The 15,119-nt window shown below is 65.5% G+C and carries 16 protein-coding genes; 1 reads left to right on the forward strand and 15 read right to left on the reverse strand.

Annotated elements, in window-relative coordinates:
• Positions 1–71 precede the first annotated feature (71 nt).
• Entirely contained in the window at positions 72–557 is a 486-nt protein-coding gene (locus TNMX_RS08640; RefSeq protein ID WP_038031305.1) for a DUF2939 domain-containing protein, read from the forward strand.
• Here TNMX_RS08640 and TNMX_RS08645 read toward each other — a convergent pair.
• From TNMX_RS08645 to TNMX_RS08715, 15 genes are all read right to left on the reverse strand, one after another.
• Positions 547–930 (reverse strand): hypothetical protein, encoded by a 384-nt coding sequence (locus TNMX_RS08645; RefSeq protein WP_038031307.1) that lies wholly within the window; start codon positions 928–930, stop codon positions 547–549. The two genes, TNMX_RS08640 and TNMX_RS08645, sit on opposite strands and share 11 nt — an antisense overlap.
• Positions 931–1,015: 85 nt before the next feature.
• A complete protein-coding gene (locus TNMX_RS08650) occupies positions 1,016–2,296 on the reverse strand; it encodes an NADH-quinone oxidoreductase subunit N (RefSeq protein ID WP_038031309.1) in 1,281 nt (426 codons plus the stop codon).
• Positions 2,293–3,702, reverse strand: a complete 1,410-nt coding sequence (locus TNMX_RS08655; RefSeq protein ID WP_038031311.1) for a NuoM family protein — start codon at positions 3,700–3,702, stop codon at positions 2,293–2,295. The genes TNMX_RS08650 and TNMX_RS08655 overlap by 4 nt, the downstream gene beginning before the upstream one ends.
• Entirely contained in the window at positions 3,696–5,516 is a 1,821-nt protein-coding gene (gene nuoL / locus TNMX_RS08660; protein ID WP_038031314.1) for an NADH-quinone oxidoreductase subunit L, read from the reverse strand. The genes TNMX_RS08655 and nuoL overlap by 7 nt, the downstream gene beginning before the upstream one ends.
• 2 nt (positions 5,517–5,518) lie before the next feature.
• Positions 5,519–5,806, reverse strand: a complete 288-nt coding sequence (gene nuoK, locus TNMX_RS08665; RefSeq protein ID WP_038031317.1) for an NADH-quinone oxidoreductase subunit NuoK — start codon at positions 5,804–5,806, stop codon at positions 5,519–5,521.
• Positions 5,803–6,342, reverse strand: a complete 540-nt coding sequence (locus TNMX_RS08670; protein ID WP_038031320.1) for an NADH-quinone oxidoreductase subunit J — start codon at positions 6,340–6,342, stop codon at positions 5,803–5,805. The genes nuoK and TNMX_RS08670 overlap by 4 nt, the downstream gene beginning before the upstream one ends.
• Positions 6,339–6,887, reverse strand: a complete 549-nt coding sequence (nuoI, locus tag TNMX_RS08675; protein ID WP_038031322.1) for an NADH-quinone oxidoreductase subunit NuoI — start codon at positions 6,885–6,887, stop codon at positions 6,339–6,341. Before nuoI ends, TNMX_RS08670 begins: the two co-directional genes overlap by 4 nt.
• Entirely contained in the window at positions 6,884–8,002 is a 1,119-nt protein-coding gene (gene nuoH, locus TNMX_RS08680; protein WP_038031324.1) for an NADH-quinone oxidoreductase subunit NuoH, read from the reverse strand. The genes nuoI and nuoH overlap by 4 nt, the downstream gene beginning before the upstream one ends.
• Complete coding sequence (gene nuoG, locus TNMX_RS08685) at positions 7,999–10,347, reverse strand: NADH-quinone oxidoreductase subunit NuoG (RefSeq protein WP_038031398.1); 2,349 nt, start codon at positions 10,345–10,347, stop codon at positions 7,999–8,001. Before nuoG ends, nuoH begins: the two co-directional genes overlap by 4 nt.
• 2 nt (positions 10,348–10,349) lie before the next feature.
• Entirely contained in the window at positions 10,350–11,663 is a 1,314-nt protein-coding gene (gene nuoF / locus TNMX_RS08690; RefSeq protein ID WP_015716514.1) for an NADH-quinone oxidoreductase subunit NuoF, read from the reverse strand.
• Positions 11,660–12,205: an NADH-quinone oxidoreductase subunit NuoE gene (gene nuoE, locus TNMX_RS08695; RefSeq protein ID WP_015716515.1), complete on the reverse strand. Its 546-nt coding sequence runs from the start codon at positions 12,203–12,205 to the stop codon at positions 11,660–11,662. The genes nuoF and nuoE overlap by 4 nt, the downstream gene beginning before the upstream one ends.
• Positions 12,206–12,218: 13 nt before the next feature.
• On the reverse strand, positions 12,219–13,439 hold the full coding sequence (gene nuoD / locus TNMX_RS08700) for an NADH dehydrogenase (quinone) subunit D (RefSeq protein WP_038031326.1): 1,221 nt from the start codon (positions 13,437–13,439) through the stop codon (positions 12,219–12,221).
• Positions 13,436–14,056, reverse strand: a complete 621-nt coding sequence (locus TNMX_RS08705) for an NADH-quinone oxidoreductase subunit C (RefSeq protein ID WP_019551171.1) — start codon at positions 14,054–14,056, stop codon at positions 13,436–13,438. Before TNMX_RS08705 ends, nuoD begins: the two co-directional genes overlap by 4 nt.
• A gap of 3 nt (positions 14,057–14,059) precedes the next feature.
• Complete coding sequence (locus tag TNMX_RS08710) at positions 14,060–14,605, reverse strand: NADH-quinone oxidoreductase subunit B family protein (RefSeq protein ID WP_015716518.1); 546 nt, start codon at positions 14,603–14,605, stop codon at positions 14,060–14,062.
• Entirely contained in the window at positions 14,596–14,955 is a 360-nt protein-coding gene (locus tag TNMX_RS08715) for an NADH-quinone oxidoreductase subunit A (RefSeq protein WP_019551172.1), read from the reverse strand. The genes TNMX_RS08710 and TNMX_RS08715 overlap by 10 nt, the downstream gene beginning before the upstream one ends.
• Positions 14,956–15,119 lie beyond the last annotated feature (164 nt).

Raw genomic sequence — 15,119 nt, forward strand, 5'->3', positions numbered from 1 at the left:
CGAAACGGAGATGTGGGTAAAGTCCTGCTTTAAGGATTGACACCAAGGTTTGTGCTGGCTAGAGTATCCCCATGAAGGCTCGCTGGTGGGTGGGGATCCTTCTCCTATTCCTGGTTTTGGGAGGCTACCTGGTTCTCTCGCCTTACTTTGCCCTGCGAGGGCTCCAGGCAGCCATCGAGCGCCAGGATGCGGCAGCACTGGAGCGGTACGTGGACTTTCCCCGGGTTAGGGAAAACCTCGAGGCGGACCTCAATGCCGCCATGGCCAAGGAGCTGGAAAAGGCCCAGGACAATCCTTTTGCGGCTTTGGGGTTGCTCTTCGCCGGGAGCCTGATCCAGGCCTTGGTGGATGCCCTGCTTACGCCTGAGGGTCTTGCCAGCTTGGGCACGGGGAAAGACCCCGGGGAGGCCAGTCTGGAAGAGGTGCGCCAGTGGCGGCTCAAACGGCAGGGGCTTTCACGGGTCTTTGTCCACCACCGGGATGACCCGCAAACCGGTTTGGTGATGGAGCGCCAGGGGTTAAGGTGGCGGGTGGTGCGGATGGTGGTTAACCCCTAGCCTGGCTCCGCAGGTACCGTCCCAGCTTCTGCCCTCCGTGGAAGGCCAGGGCGAGGCTTTCCCAGGGAGGTTCCTTTTTGCGGTGAAGAAGGGGGTCCAGGGCCTCCCTGGCCCACTGGCTCACCAGCACGGGAAAGTCCAGCCCCGTTTCCAGGAAGTACTCCTCCGCCTCCCGCCAGGCTCCCTCGCTCCGGCGGAAGAAGGCGGAAAGATCCTTGGGCGCAGGGGCTTCCGGCCAGAGGAAGCCGCTCACCACCCCTAGGAGCCAGGCTCCCCGGAGGTCCTTGGGCAAGGCCTGGGCCCCCCGGGCCACGTAGCCCAGGGGATCCTTGTGCAGAAGCTCCCGCGGCAGGTGGGCCAGGGGGTCCTCCATGCTTAGAGTGTAAACCTGAAGTGGGAAAAAAACCCGGGCCCCGGGATACCTTCCGTACCCCAGGGCCCGAAAGAAGGCCCCGGGCTTAGCCCGCGGCCAGGGCGGGGAGAACCGCCCCGGGGATAAGGCCCAGCAGGATGAGGAGAAGGGCCACCCCCAGGGCCACGCTCCGGGCCAAGGGACGGGGATGGGCCTCGGCTGCCCCTTTCTGGAACACGGCCAAGCCCAGGGCCAGGTAGTAGTAGGCGCTTACGGCGCTCGTCACCAGGGCCAGGACCAGAAGCCCCCAGGCCCCCGCCTTGGCGGCCTCGCTGAAGACCAGGTACTTGCCCCAAAAGCCCGCCAGCGGGGGCAGGCCCAGGAGGGAGAGGGAGGAGACGAAGAGGCCAAGGCCCAGGAGGGGGTCCTGGTGGAAGAGGCCCTTTACCCTCTCCAGGGGCACGCGGTCGGGGGAGATCTCCGAGAGCACGGCAAAGGCTAGACCTGTGGCCAGCACGTAGGTGAGGAGGTAGAAGCCCAGGGCCTGCAGGTTCCCCGTGTAAAGGGCCAAGGCCATGTACCCCGCATGGGCGATGGAGCTATAGGCGAGAAGCCGCTTGGCCTCCTTCTGGCCCAGGGCGGCCAGGTTCCCTAGGAGGACGGAGAGGGCGATGAGGAGGGCCAGGGCATCCAGGGCACCCGGTCCCACCACCCGGAGGAGGGCGGCGAAGGCCGCTGCCTTCACTCCCGTGGCCATGAAGAGCACCACCGGGGTGGGGCTACCCTGGTAGACATCCGGGGTCCAGAAGTGGAAGGGAGCCAGGGCCACCTTGAAGCCAAGCCCCACCAGGAGGAGGCCCAGGGCCAGGGCGTAAAGGGGGCCTTCCCCAGGGGTTCCCGCCAGGAGGCTTCCCGTGGCTCCGTAGTGAAGGGCGGTGCCGTAGAGGAAGAAGGCGGCCGCCAGGGCTCCCAGAAGGAAGTACTTCAAGGCGGCTTCCAGGCCTTCTCCCCGCCGCCAGGTGGCCAGGGCGTAAAGGGGCAGGGAGAGGGCCTCGAGGGCCACCAGCATCAGGATGAGGTTTTTGGTAGAGGCGAGAAGGTGCATGCCCAGGGCGGCGTAGAGGACCAGGAGGTAGAACTCAAACCGCCGGGTGCGCACCAGCCCCACGGTCCAGAGGGCTCCCAGAAGGGCGAGCAGGGTGAAGACCTGGGAGATGCCGTCCACCTGGTACGGCCCAAAGGCGAAGGGCTTCCCCCAGGTGAAGAGGAGGGAGAGCAGGGCCAAGGAGAGCCCCAGGATGGTGAGGCGCTTGAAAAGGGGCACGGAAACGAAGAAGCCCAAAAGGGTGAGGGCTACGGCAAAGGAGCTCAGCACCAGAAGGGTCATGCGCCACCTCCAAGGATCTTGGCGAAGGCCTCCGCCAGGGGCTCAAGGCCCTTTACGAAGAACCCGGGGAAGACCCCCATGAGGACCAAAGCGGCCACTGCCAGGAAGGCGAAAGGCCATTCCGCCCCCTTGAGGTCCTCCGCTCCCCTTTGGCCTTCCTCCCAGAAGACCTTCTGGAAGGCGGTGAGGGCGTAGGCGGCTCCGGCGATCACCGAGAGGAAGGCGATGGCGGTGAGCCAGGGGCTGGCCTTGTAGGCGCCCAGGAGGGTCATAAGCTCCCCGGGGAAGCCGGAAAGCCCGGGAAGCCCCACCATGGCCAGGAAGAGGAAGAGGGCCAGGGCGCTTAAGCCGGGGGCGCTTTCGGCCAGGCCCCGGAAGCGGCCGATCTCCAGGGTGTGAAGGCGCTCGTAAAGCCGCCCCGCCAGGAGGAAGAGCCCTCCCGTGTACACCCCGCTGGCCGCTAGGAGATATAGTCCCCCCAAGGCGCCTTCCGGGGTACCGGAGAAGACGCCCAAGGCGGCCACCCCCATGTGGGAAACCCCGGCGTAGGCCAGGAGGGTTTTGAAGTCCTTGGCGGAGAAGGCCACCCAGGCCCCGTAGAGGGCGGAGAGGGCCGCCAGGAAGAGGAGAAGCCCCTGAAGCTCCGCAAACCCCTCGGGGGCGAGGGGAATGGCGAAGCGGAAGAAGGCGAAGACCCCCACCTTGTAAAGGGTGCCCAGGGCGTCGGCGAGCCCCGAGGGATGGTTTTCCTGGTGGAAGAGGGGGAGCCAGGCGTGCACGGGGAACAAGGGGGTCTTGACGGCGAAGGCCAGGGCGAAGCCCAAAAAGATCCAAAGGGCGGCGCCTCCCTTAACCGGATGGGCCAGGAGGTCCTCGAGGAGGAAGGTGGGGCTCCCCCCTAACGCCTTCACCGCCAGGATGGCGGCCAGCATGGGCAAGGAGCCCGCCAGGGTGAAGAGGAGGAAGGTGTAGATGGCCCGGATCCTTCCCTCGCCCCCGCAGAAGAAGAGCATGAGGAGGGCTGGGATTAAGGCCGCTTCGAAGAAGAGGTAGAAGACCAGAAGGTCCCGGGCGGCGAAAAGCCCCAGGAGGAGGCCGGACATGAGAAGGGCAAGCCCCAAAAACCGCCCCTCCACCTTGGCCACCAGGGCCCCCAGGAAGACGGTGAGGCCGATGGTGAGGAAGAAGAAGGCGGAAAGGCCATCCAAACCGAAGGCCCAGTAGACCCCGGTCCCGGGAAGGAGGGGGGCCTGGACCCCATGGGCCACCCCGCCCGGGTGGGTGAGGAAGAGGTAGAGGTTCAAGAGAAAACTCAGGCCCGCTCCCAGGACTCCCAGGGCGCGGGGAAGGCCCAGGAGGAGGAGAAGGCCGAAGAGGATGGGTAGGAGGATCGCCAGGACTACCACCGCATCACCCCCAGCAACACCAGAACGCCCAGCACGAAAAGCAGGGCGTAGACCCTTAGATAGCCGGTCTGCAGGCGGGCGATACCCTGTCCCAGGTTCCGCACCGTCCCGCCCACGCCGAAGTAGCCGCGAAGGAGGCTGCCATCCCCGTAGAAGAGGGCTTCCGCTAAGGCCTTCAAGGGGTTGACGATGAGGGCGTTGTACACCCGATCGGCGTAGAAGCTTTCCCGGCTCCAGGCCTCAAAGGTGAGGTACCAGGCGGGGAAGGCCTTCCTCTGGAAGAAGGTGTAGCCCAGCCAGAGCCCAAGGAGGGCCACCGCACCCGAGAGGGCGATGAGGCCCCACTCCGCTCCCAGGGAGAGGTGGTGGGCTTCCACCTCCGCTAAGGTGGGCTTCAAAAAGGGCTCGAGGAGGTTGGGCAAGGGATAGGGCAGGGCCAGGTACCCCGCCAGCACCGAGCCCAGGGCCAGGAGGTGGTTGGGCCACAGCATAACGGGAGGGGCCTCGTGGGGGTGATGGTGGTGGCCCCGCTCCTCGCCCAGGAAGACCAGGACAAACCAGCGCATGGCGTACATGGCGGTGAGGACCGCCACGAAGAGCGCCCCCAGGTAGAAGCCCAGGCCGCCGAAGGGGTAGGTGAGGGTGGCGGTGAGGATGGCGTCCTTGGACCAGAAGCCGGAGAGCAGGGGCAGGCCCCCCAGGGCCAGGGCCCCGATGAGCCCGTGCCAGCGGGTTAGGGGCAGGTGCTTCCAAAGGCCGCCCATCTTCCGCACATCCTGCTCCCCGCCCAGGGCGTGGATCACGCTTCCCGAGGCCAAGAAGAGGAGGGCCTTGAAGAAGGCGTGGGTGAAGACATGGAAAAGCGCCACCCAGTAGGCCCCCACCCCTGCCGCCAGAAACATGTAGCCCAGCTGGCTGATGGTGGAGTAGGCCACAATCCTTTTGATGTCGTTCTGGCCGAAGGCGGAAAGGGCCCCGTAAAGGGCGGTGATGAGGCCGATGACGGCGATGGTGTAGGAAACATCGGGAAGGTTGGCGTAGAGGAAGGAGCTACGGGCGATGAGGTAAACCCCGGCGGTCACCATGGTGGCCGCGTGGATCAAGGCGGAAACCGGGGTGGGACCGGCCATGGCGTCGGGAAGCCAGACCATGAGGGGCACCTGGGCGCTTTTGCCCACGGCCCCCAGGAAGAGGAGGAGGCCCGCCAGGGCCAGGAGGCTGGGGTTCTTCAAGGGGCCTTCCAGGGCTTCTTTGAGCTCGCTGATGGAAAGGGTGCCGTAAAGGGCCCACAGGATGGCCATGCCCAGCATGAAGCCCAGGTCGCCGATCCGGTTCACGATGAAGGCCTTGCGGGCGGAGTCCGCGTACTGGGCGTTCTTGTACCAGAAGCCGATGAGGAGGAAGCTGGCCAGGCCCACTCCCTCCCAGCCGATGAACATCACCGGGTAGCTGTCGGCCAGGACCAGGGTGAGCATCATGGCGATAAAGAGGTTGAAATAGGCGAAGAAGCGGCTATAGCCCGGATCCCCGGCCATGTAGCCGATGGCGTACACGTGGATGAGGAAGCCCACCCCGGTGACGATGATGAGCATGAAGCCGGAGAGGTTGTCCAGAAGCAGGCTAAAGGGGATCCCGGGAAGCCATTCCACCTCGTAGCGGGCCCCGCCCGAAAGGAGAAGGCCCACCCCCACCAGGAAGGAGGCCAGGACCAGGGCCGAGGCCAGGACCCCGGGGAGGGGTTCTCTCATCCGTTTTCCGAAAAGCCCCAAAAGGGCAAAGCCCAAGAGGGGAAGGAGGATGGTCAGCAGCAGCATCTTCACCCCCTAAGCTCCGAGAGATCGTCCACCGCGGTGCTCTCCCGGTGGCGGAAGATGGCCACGATGAGGCCCAGACCCACCGCCACCTCGGCGGCGGCGATGGCGATGACCATGAGGGCGGCCACCTGGCCTTCCAGGCCAAAGGCCCGGGCGAAGCCCACCAGGGAGAGGTTGGCGGCATTCAGCATGAGCTCGATGGAGAGAAAGACCAGGATGGCGGTCCTGCGGGTCAAAACCCCGTAGACCCCCAGGGCGAAGAGGAGGACGGAGGCGTACAGGTAGCTCACCGCACCACCTCCTTTTCCTCCTTGCGCTCCTCAGGGCTCAGGGCGTCCAGGGGGCGGGTGGGCTGCACCAGGGCCACCGCCACCACCGTGGCCGCCATGAGGAGGAAGCCCACCGCCAGCAGGACGAAAAGCCAGTCCCCGTAGAGGAGGGGCCCCAGGGCCTGGGGCAGACCCCCCTGCAGATCCTTGGTAAAGGCGAGGTTCACTCCCCAAAGCCCCGAGAGGAGGACCAAAGCTACCCCCAGGGCCAGGAGGGCGGCCAGGGGACGGCTTCGCACCAGGGGGTCAAAGCCCACCTCGCCCTGGGCGGCGTAGAGGAGCATGATCACGAAGAGGAAGAGGACCACGATGGCCCCGGCGTACACGATGATCTGGATGAAGCCCAGGAAGCGGGCCTCGAGGGCCACGTAGATCCCGGCCAGGATCAGGAAGTTCCCGATGAGGGCCAAGGCGGCGTGGATGGCGTTTTTCAGGGTGACCACCAGGACCCCGGTGAAAAGGAGGAGCAGGAGGGCCAAGGCTTCCCAGGGGGTCATTTTTTGCCTCCTTTCGTGGGGGCCTTGAACCCCTCCAGCTCCGGGCGGACGTAGGGTACCACGTATCCGGGCTTCACGGGCTTGCCGGTCATCTTCGCTTCCCGGCGCTGGGGCTTCGTACCCACCACATCCACCAGCATGTCCTCCTTGCCGTAGATGAGGTCGGAGTACTCGTAGTCGGCCATCTCAAAGTCGTAGCCCAGCACGATGGCCCCGGTGGGGCAGGCCTCCTCGCAAAGCCCGCAGAAGATGCACCGGAGCATGTTGATCTCGTAGACCTTGGCGTAGCGCTCCCCCGCCGAAACCGGGTTTTCCGGGTCGTTTTCCGCGGGCTCCACGTAGATGGCGTAGGCAGGGCAGGCGGCCGCGCACAAGGAGCAGCCGATGCACTTCTCCAGGCCGTTGGGGTGGCGGGTGAGCACGTGGCGGCCGTGGAAGCGGGGCTTGAGGGCCACAGGGGCATCGGGGTAAGGAACGGTCACCGGCTTGGAGAAGAGGTACTTGAGGGTGATGCCGAGGCTTTGGGCCAGGGCCTTTAGGGTCATGCGCCACCTCCCTTGGATAGCCCTTTGGGGGCTGGCTTGCGGGTGGGTTTGGGGCCGTACATCACCGCTCCCAGAAGGACCAAGAAGGCGGCCAGGGAGAGGTAGAGGAGGTAGGAGCGGGGAAGGTCTAAGGCCACCACCAGGGCGGTCACCAGGAACCAGACCAGGGCCACCGGGAAGAGGAAGCCCCAGCCGAAGCGCAGGAGCTGGTCGTAGCGCAACCGGAACCAGGTGGCCCGGATCCAGATGAAGAGGAAGAGGAAGAAAGCGATCTTGAGGAACATCCAGAGGTAGGGAACCTCCAGGAAGGGCATGGTCCAGCCTCCCAGGAAGAGGGTGGGGATGAGGGCGCTGGCGGTGATGAAGTGGATGTACTCGGTCATCTGGAAGAGGGCCCACTTGATGGAGCTGTACTCCGTGTGGTATCCCCCCACGAGCTCCTGCTCCGCCTCGGGCAGGTCAAAGGGGGTGCGGGCGGCCTCCGCCAGGGCGGCGATGGCGTAAAGGAGGAAGGCGGGGAAGGCGTAGAGGATGAGCCAGCCGTGTTCCTTCTGCCAGTTCACGATGTCGTTCAGGTTCAGGCTCCCCACCAGAAGGACGGGGGAGAGGAGGGCCATGCCCAGCCCCAGCTCGTAGGAGATGAGGCTTGCCGAGGAGCGCAAGGAGCCCAGGAGGCTATACTTGCTCCCGGAGGCCCAGCCCGCCAGGAAGATGCCGTAGATGGCCATCTCGCTCACGGCAAAGAGGTAGAGGAGGCCAAGGTCCAGGTTCAGGACCCAGGGCTGGTAGCCGAAGAAGCTCCCCGGGGGGCCGAAGGGGATGGCCCCGAAGGCCAGGAGGGCGAAGACCACGCCGATCAAGGGAGCCAGGACAAAAAGCACCTTGTCCGCCCGCTCCACCACCAGGTCCTCCTTGAAGATGCTCTTGATGGCGTCAGCCACGGGCTGGAGAAGGCCCGAGGGCCCCACCCGGTTGGGGCCCAGGCGGATCTGGAAGCGGGCGAGAAGGCGGCGCTCGATCAGGGTCATGAAGGCGAAGGCGGTGAGGAGGCCCACCACCACCAGGAGGGCCTTCAAGGCCACCATCCAGTAGGGATCCAAGGGATAGGGGTTCATACCTCACCTCCCGTGGGAACCAACACCTTGGCCTCCATCCTCCTGCCCGCAAAGGGACCGAGGGCGGAGAGGTAGAGGAAGCCCTTGGGCAGGTCTTCCCGGTGAACCACCTGGGCCAGGACCGGGCCCAAGGGGCCTTCCACCTCCACCCGGGCGCCCTCCAAGAGGGCCTCGGCCTTGGCGGTTTCCGGGTGGACCCAAAGCTCGGGGCGGACGGTCTGGGCCACCTTGCCCGTAAGCTGCCAGGCCCTCCACATGGTGGGCCTAAGGTAGAGCCTTCCCTCCTGGGCCCTGGGCCGCAGGCGTTGGGTGCGGTGGATGAGGAGGCTATTCAGAGCGGGCACCTTTTTCTTGAGCTCCCGCTCCACCTCGAGGCCAAGCCGGAAGGGGGGCCGCACCCCAAGGGCCTCGGCCAGCAGGGCCAGGGCCTGGATGGCGCCCTCCGCCTCGCCGTTTTCGATGGGGGCGGGGTTGAGGGAAAGGACCCGTCCTTCCAGGTTCACCACCTGCCCCCGCTTCTCGTAGAAGGTGGGGGCGGGGAGGACCACATCCGCATACCGCTCCGCCAGGGGGTGGAGGTGGCTTAGGTGCATGACCAGGAAGCGTTTGTCCTTAAGGGCCCCTTCCGGGGGTACGAAGCCGTAGTAGGCGTAGGGGCTTCCGGGTTCGTCCCAGGCTGCCCCTTTCTCCCCGGGCCAGACCCCCATAGCCTCGAGGCCCCGGGCATTCGCCGCCGGGGTCATGGCCAGCACCTTGGCCCCCTTGCGCTCGGCCAAAAGCCTTGCCCTTTCCGCCGCCACCGCATCCTGCAAGACCCCAGCCCCCAGGATGAGGATGGGGTTTTGGGCCTTCTCCCAGGCTTCCTTGGCCTGCTTGACCGCCTCGCTCCCCTCCTTTTCCCCAAGAAGGGCCAGGAGGATCTCCCGCTCCTCCCCAGGGGCGTGGACCTCTGCGAGGCTGGCCCACTTCATCAAGGGGGCGCGGTAGGGGGCAAAGAGGGCCATCTTGTCGGTGCGGCGGGGCATCCTCTCCTTGATGGAGAGGTCGGCGAAGGGGGTGCCGTGGGCGAACCTGGGAGCGGGCTTGAGGTCCCGCACGAACTCGCTTAGGCGGAGGTGCAGGATGGGGGCTTCCTCCGTGGGATCCCCTAGGACCAGGGCGAAATCGGCCCTGAGGAGGTCCTCCAAGGTGGCGGGCACAAAGAGGCTCGCTGGGGCGGCGGTGCGGCCCTGGAAGTCCAGGTGAGGGGTGTTTAGCCCCCGGGCCAGTTCCGCTGCCATGAGGCCCTCCTCGAGGGTGGCGTCGTGGGGCAGGTAGATGCCCACCTCCTCCTTCCTGGCCTCCTTGAGGCCCTCCCGGATGGCGGCGAAGGCCTCCTCCCAGGTGGCCTCCACGAGCCTTTCCCCTTTCCGCACCAGGGGGTATTTGATCCGGTTCTCGTCCGCCCACTCGTGCCCGAACCGACCCGCATCGCAAAGCCAGATCTCGTTCACCTCGGGGACTTCTCGGCCCCGGATCCTTAAAAGCTCGCCGCTACGGGTGTCCGCGGTGATGCCGCACCCCACAGGGCATAGGGCGCAGTGGCTTGGGGTTTCCTCCATCTCCCAGTTGCGGGCCCGGAAGCGGGCGGTGAGGTCCAGAAGGGCCCCCACCGGGCAGATGTCGGTGATGTTCCCGGAAAACCCCGAGGGAAGCCCGAAGTCCATGGTGCCGATGAAGGTGTGCACCCCCCGCTCGATGAAGTCCAGGACCTCGTCTCCTGGGATCTCCTCAAAGTAGCGCACGCAGCGCTTGCAGTGGATGCACCGCTCCCGGTCCAGCACCACAAAGGGGGAGAGGGGGTGGTGTTTGTCCACGTGGCGGCGGGTGAACTCGAAGCGGGTGTAGGTGGGAAGCTCGAGGGGGGCCTTCTGGTAATACTTCTCGTAAAGTCCGTACTCCACCGTTCGGTCCTGGAGCTCGCAGGCTCCCCCCTTGTCGCAGGTGGGGCAGTCCAAGGGGTGGTTGAGGAGGGTGAACTCCACCATCCCCGCCTGGGCCTCCCGCACCACCTCCGAGAGGGTGTCCACCACCATGCCGTCCGCCACGGCGGTGACGCAACTGGCCGCCAGCTTGGGCTGCCAGGCGATCTCGGGCTCTCCCTTCTCGTTCAGGACCGGCTTGCCGTCCGGGCCCCTTTTGGGCAGGCCGATGCGCACCAGGCACATGCGGCAGGCCCCTATGGGGGAGAGGTGCTTTTCCGAGCAGAAGAGGGGCACGTCGTACCCCGCGTGGAAGACCGCGTCCATGACGCTGGTTCCCGGGGGCACTTCCACCATGCGGTCGTTGACCTTGACCTTAACCACCTTCACCTCCAGAGGTTCACCCTGGGCACGGGCTTCTTTTCCCGCACCAGGGCCAGGTACTGGTCCTTAAAATGCTTCAAGGAGCCTTTCACCGGCCACACCGCCGCATCCGCCAGGGGGCAGAAGCTCCGGCCCTCGATGAGGGGCAGAAGGGCCTCGAGGTTTTCCACGTCCTTCTCCTCCCCCTCCCCGGAGCCGATCTTGGCGAAGAGGTTCACCATGAAGCCCGCCACCCCCTCCCGGCAGGGGGTGCACTTGCCGCAGGACTCGTGGGCGTAGAAGCGGGTCACGTTCCACATGGCGTCCACCATGCTGACCCTCTCCGGGATGAGGATCACGCCTCCGGTGCCCAGCATGGAGCCCTGGGCCTGCAGGTGCTCGTAGCTCATGGGGGTGTCCAGGACCTCATCGGTAAAGGGCAGGGGCGGGGTGGAGGATCCCCCAGGGATGAGGGCCTGGATGGGCTCCAGGGGCCCTCCCGCCCAGTCGTAGATGAGTTCCCGGAAGGTGGTGCCCATGGGAAGCTCATAAACCCCTGGCCGCCTAACCGGGCCGGAGATCTGGTAGAGCTTCATCCCCTTGGACTGCTCGGTGCCCATGCTGGCGAACCAGTCGGCCCCCCGTTCCAGGATGGGCACCACCGAGGCCAGGGTTTCCACGTTGTTGATGGTGGTGGGCTTGCCCCAGAGGCCGGATTGGGCGGGGAAGGGAGGCTTCAGGCGGGGGTTGGCCCTTAAGCCCTCCAGGGAGTTCATGAGGGCGGTTTCCTCCCCGCAGATGTAGGCCCCGGCCCCCCGGTGCACGTGCACGTCGAAGGAGAAGCCGCTGCCGAAGAGGTTCTCCCCCAGGTAGCCCCGGGTGCGGGCTTCCCGGATGGCGGCCTCCAGGCGGTCCGCCGCCTTGCGGTACTCCCCCCGCACGTAGATGTACCCCACCGTGGCCCTTATGGCGTAGCCCGCCAGGATCATGCCCTCGAGGAGCAGGTGGGGAACATCCTCCATGATGTACCGGTCCTTGAAGCTACCCGGCTCGGACTCGTCGGCGTTGCAGATCAGGTAGTGCTGTTTCCCATCCTTGGGCATGAAGCTCCACTTCACCCCTGTGGGGAAGCCTGCCCCGCCCCGGCCCCTGAGCCCCGAGCGCTTCACCTCCTCGATGACCTCCTCCGGGGTTTTCTCCTTTAGAACCCGTTTGGCGGTCTCGTATCCCCCGTGCTTCAGGTAGTAGTCCAGGGTCCAGCTTCCCTCCTGGCCCACGTGGGCGTAGAGGGTTTTTTCAAACCGGGGGTCGCGTCCGGAAACGATGGGCCCGGTCATACCTCCACCTCGTGCACGTGGTGCCCGCATTTGCCGGGGAGCTCGATCTCCTCGAGGCGCTTGCCCGCCTTAAGGCCCTCCAGAAGCGCCTCAAGCCTCGCCCGGGTCACGCATTCCACATAGGGTTCGTCGTTCACCTGGACCACGGGGGCTGTGTGGCAGCTTCCCAGGCACTCCACCTTCTGCACGCTGAAAAGGCCATCCGGGGTTACCTCCCCCGGGCCGATGCCCAGGGTTTCCGTGAGGTAATCCCAAAGCTCGTCGGCCCCGGCCAGCTTGCAGCTCAAGGTGGCGCACACCTGAAGGTGATAGCGCCCCGTGGGCACGAACTGGTAGTAGGAGTAGAAGCTCGCCACCCCCATGACCTCCGTGGCCGTGGTGCCCACCAGCTGGGCGATCTCCTCTATCCGTTCCGGGCGGATCCAGCCCTCCTCCTGCTGCACCCGCCTTAAGAGGGGCATGATGGCGGAGCGTCGCCCCTCCGGTGGATACTTGGCGAAGGTTTCCTCCAGGAAGTCTTGCTTGTCGTCAAAAAACCCCATCTTCCCTTCCCTCCTATCGGTCCACGTCGCCCATAACGGGATCCAGGCTGGCGATGATGGCCACCATATCGGGCACCTGCTCCCCCTTGCAGGCGTAGGGAAGGCTTTGCAGGTTCACGAAGCTTGGGGCCCGCACCTTGACCCGGTAGGGCATGCTGCCCCCATCGGAAACGATGTAGTACCCCAGCTCGCCCCTGGCGGATTCCGTGGGCACGTACACCTCCCCCTTGGGGGGATGGAAGCCCTCGGTGTAGTGCTTGAAGTGGTAGATGACCGCCTCCATGGAGGTTTCCAAAAGGTGCCTGGGAGGCGGGGTGATCTGGGGGTTGGGGTCCCGCACCGGCCCTGGTTCCAGCCTCTCCAGGGCCTGCTGGATGATCTTCACCGACTCCCGCATCTCCCGGATGCGGATGATCATGCGGTCGAACACGTCCCCGTGCTCCCCCAAGGGCACATCAAACCGGTAGGTGTCGTAGCCCGCATAGGGGTAGGCCTTGCGCACGTCGTAGTTCACCCCGCTGGCCCTTAGGGAGCCACCCGTGAGGCCCAGGTTGATGGCCACCTCGGGGGGGATGACCCCCACGCCCCGGGCCCGCTGGTAGAAGATGGGGCTTTCCGCAAAGAGGGCCTCGTACTCGTCGATGCGGTGGGGCAGGACCTGCAAAAGCTTTTTAAGCTCGGGCACGAACTCCTCGGGGAGGTCCTCCTTGACCCCGCCGATGCGGATGTAGTTGTGGTGGAAGCGCTGGCCCGTTACCCACTCGAAGAGGTCCAGGATGGTTTCCCGCTCCCGGAAGGCGTAGAAGAAGGGGGTAAGGGCCCCGAGGTCCAAAAGCCCGGTCCCCAAGAAGACCAGGTGGCTGGCCAGGCGGGAAAGCTCATTCAAGATGATGCGGATGGTCTCGGCCCTAGGGGGTACCACCGCCCCCACCAGCTTCTCCACCGCCAGGGCGTAGGCCAGGTCGTGGGCGAAGGAGTGGAGGTAGTCCATCCGGGGCGTATACGTGATCACCTGCGTATACGTCCGGTACTCCATGTTCTTCTCAAACCCGGTGTGGAGGTAGCCGATGTGGGGGACGAGGTCCAGGACCTCTTCGCCCGATAGGGTCACCACCACCCGCAGCACCCCGTGGGTGGAGGGGTGCTGGGGTCCCACATTCAGGGTCATGACCTCCGTGCGGAGTTCCTTGGGCTCCTCCGCCACCCTTGGGTCCAGGTCCAGGTAGTCCTTCATTTGACCTCCTTGGCCTTCATGAGATCGGCCCAAAGGGCCCGGTACCCCTTGCGGCTACCGCCCCGGTATAGGGTGAGGCCGGGGTTCTTCCCGGTAAGGGAGGCCCGGAACTCGCTGGGCACGATGAAGCGCCCCTCGCGGAAGAGGGTGGGGGTTTCCCCCAGGGGGAAGTCCTTGCGCAGGGGATGGCCCTCGAGGTCCTCCGGGGTCAGGATCTTGCGCAAATCCGGGTGGCCTTCAAAGACGATCCCAAAGAGGTCGTAAACTTCCCGTTCCAAAAAGTTGGCGCTTCCCCAGAGGTCGGTGACGGTGGGAAGCCTGGGGTCCTTTTCCGGCACGTAGACCCGGAGGAAGAACCGGCTTCCATCCCCGTCCTGCCACCCGGGAAGGGAGACCAGCTCGTAGACCACGGCGAAGCGCTCCGGGCGGGGGTCGGGGTATTCCAGGTAGTCCAGGCCCACGATGTCCGCCAGGTAGTTAAAGCCCAGGGCCTTGTAGTGGACCATCTCCTCCTTGAAGGCCTCCCTGGGCATCACCACCCAGAGGTTGCCGAGGCCGTTATCCTCTATGGTGTAGCCCTTGGCCCGGGCTTCTTCCAGCACCCTATTGAGCCGCATACCTCACCCCCTGGCGCGCTTCCAGGCGGCCACGGGGGGAAGCCTCTCGCCCCGCTCGTTGACCGCCTGGCCCCGCACCTTTTTCTGTAGCTGCATCACCGCATAGATGAGGGCCTCGGGGCGCGGGGGGCAGCCGGGCACGTACACGTCCACCGGCACCACCGAGTCCACGTTCTGCACGATGGCGTAGTTGTTGAACATCCCCCCTGAGCTGGCGCAGGCCCCCATGGAGATCACCCACTTGGGGTCGGGCATCTGCTCCCAGACCCGCCGCATGACAGGGGCCATCTTCTTGGAAAGCCGGCCCGCCACGATCATCACGTCCGCCTGGCGGGGGCTTGCCCGGAAGACCTCGCTCCCGAAGCGGGCCAGGTCGTTTCTGGCGTCGGTGGAGGCCATCATCTCGATGGCGCAGCAGGCCAGGCCGAAGGTGGCGGGCCATAGGGAATTGGAGCGCCCCCAGGCCACCAGCTTCTCCAGGGTGGTAAAGAGGATGCCTTCCCGCTCCAGCTCCTGCACGTCCCGCTCGAAGAGGTCCTTCAGTGCCACCGCATCACCCCCTTCCACCACTCGTAGAGGAAGCCCACGAAGAGGAGCAGGGTGAAGGCCGCCACGCCCAGGAAGCCGTATAGGCCGAGCGTGCCTGCGCTCACCGCATAGGGCCAGAGGAAGGCCACCTCCACGTCAAAGAGGATGAACAGCATGGCCACCACGTAGAAGTGGACAGGGAAGCGCTTGACCTCCCCCGCCGGGTCGTTCCCCGACTCGTAGGGCATCAGCTTGGCCTTCCCCGGCTTCTTGGGACCCAGGAGGGCCCCCACCACCAGGGCCGCCACCCCGATGAAAAGGGCCACTCCCAGATAGATCAGGATGCTCACGTACTCCGCGATCGGCGCCAAGGTCCCCTCCTTTCGTGCATCTCTTCACGAGGTAAGGGCCCAAAACCATCGAGGCCCCCACCTCAGTTCCCGCCCATCTTATCACCCCAGGTGCGGGACAATAGGGGTGGACTACACCGAAGGGGAGGCTAATCGGTGTAAGCCATTTGATTATCGGCTGCTAA

Source organism: Thermus sp. NMX2.A1 (assembly GCF_000511705.1).
GTDB classification, from domain to species: domain Bacteria; phylum Deinococcota; class Deinococci; order Deinococcales; family Thermaceae; genus Thermus; species Thermus scotoductus.

Bases quoted from the DNA above. Each gene is read 5' to 3' on its own strand.
- TNMX_RS08640 (WP_038031305.1), top strand. From the start codon at position 72: ATGAAGGCTCGCTGGTGGGTGGGGATCCTTCTCCTATTCCTGGTTTTG.
- TNMX_RS08645 (WP_038031307.1), bottom strand. From the start codon at position 930: ATGGAGGACCCCCTGGCCCACCTGCCGCGGGAGCTTCTGCACAAGGAT.
- TNMX_RS08650 (WP_038031309.1), bottom strand. From the start codon at position 2,296: ATGACCCTTCTGGTGCTGAGCTCCTTTGCCGTAGCCCTCACCCTTTTG.
- nuoL (WP_038031314.1), bottom strand. From the start codon at position 5,516: ATGCTGCTGCTGACCATCCTCCTTCCCCTCTTGGGCTTTGCCCTTTTG.
- TNMX_RS08670 (WP_038031320.1), bottom strand. From the start codon at position 6,342: ATGACCCCCTGGGAAGCCTTGGCCCTCCTGCTCCTCCTTTTCACCGGG.
- nuoI (WP_038031322.1), bottom strand. From the start codon at position 6,887: ATGACCCTAAAGGCCCTGGCCCAAAGCCTCGGCATCACCCTCAAGTAC.
- nuoH (WP_038031324.1), bottom strand. From the start codon at position 8,002: ATGAACCCCTATCCCTTGGATCCCTACTGGATGGTGGCCTTGAAGGCC.
- nuoF (WP_015716514.1), bottom strand. From the start codon at position 11,663: ATGACCGGGCCCATCGTTTCCGGACGCGACCCCCGGTTTGAAAAAACC.
- nuoE (WP_015716515.1), bottom strand. From the start codon at position 12,205: ATGGGGTTTTTTGACGACAAGCAAGACTTCCTGGAGGAAACCTTCGCC.
- nuoD (WP_038031326.1), bottom strand. From the start codon at position 13,439: ATGAAGGACTACCTGGACCTGGACCCAAGGGTGGCGGAGGAGCCCAAG.
- TNMX_RS08705 (WP_019551171.1), bottom strand. From the start codon at position 14,056: ATGCGGCTCAATAGGGTGCTGGAAGAAGCCCGGGCCAAGGGCTACACC.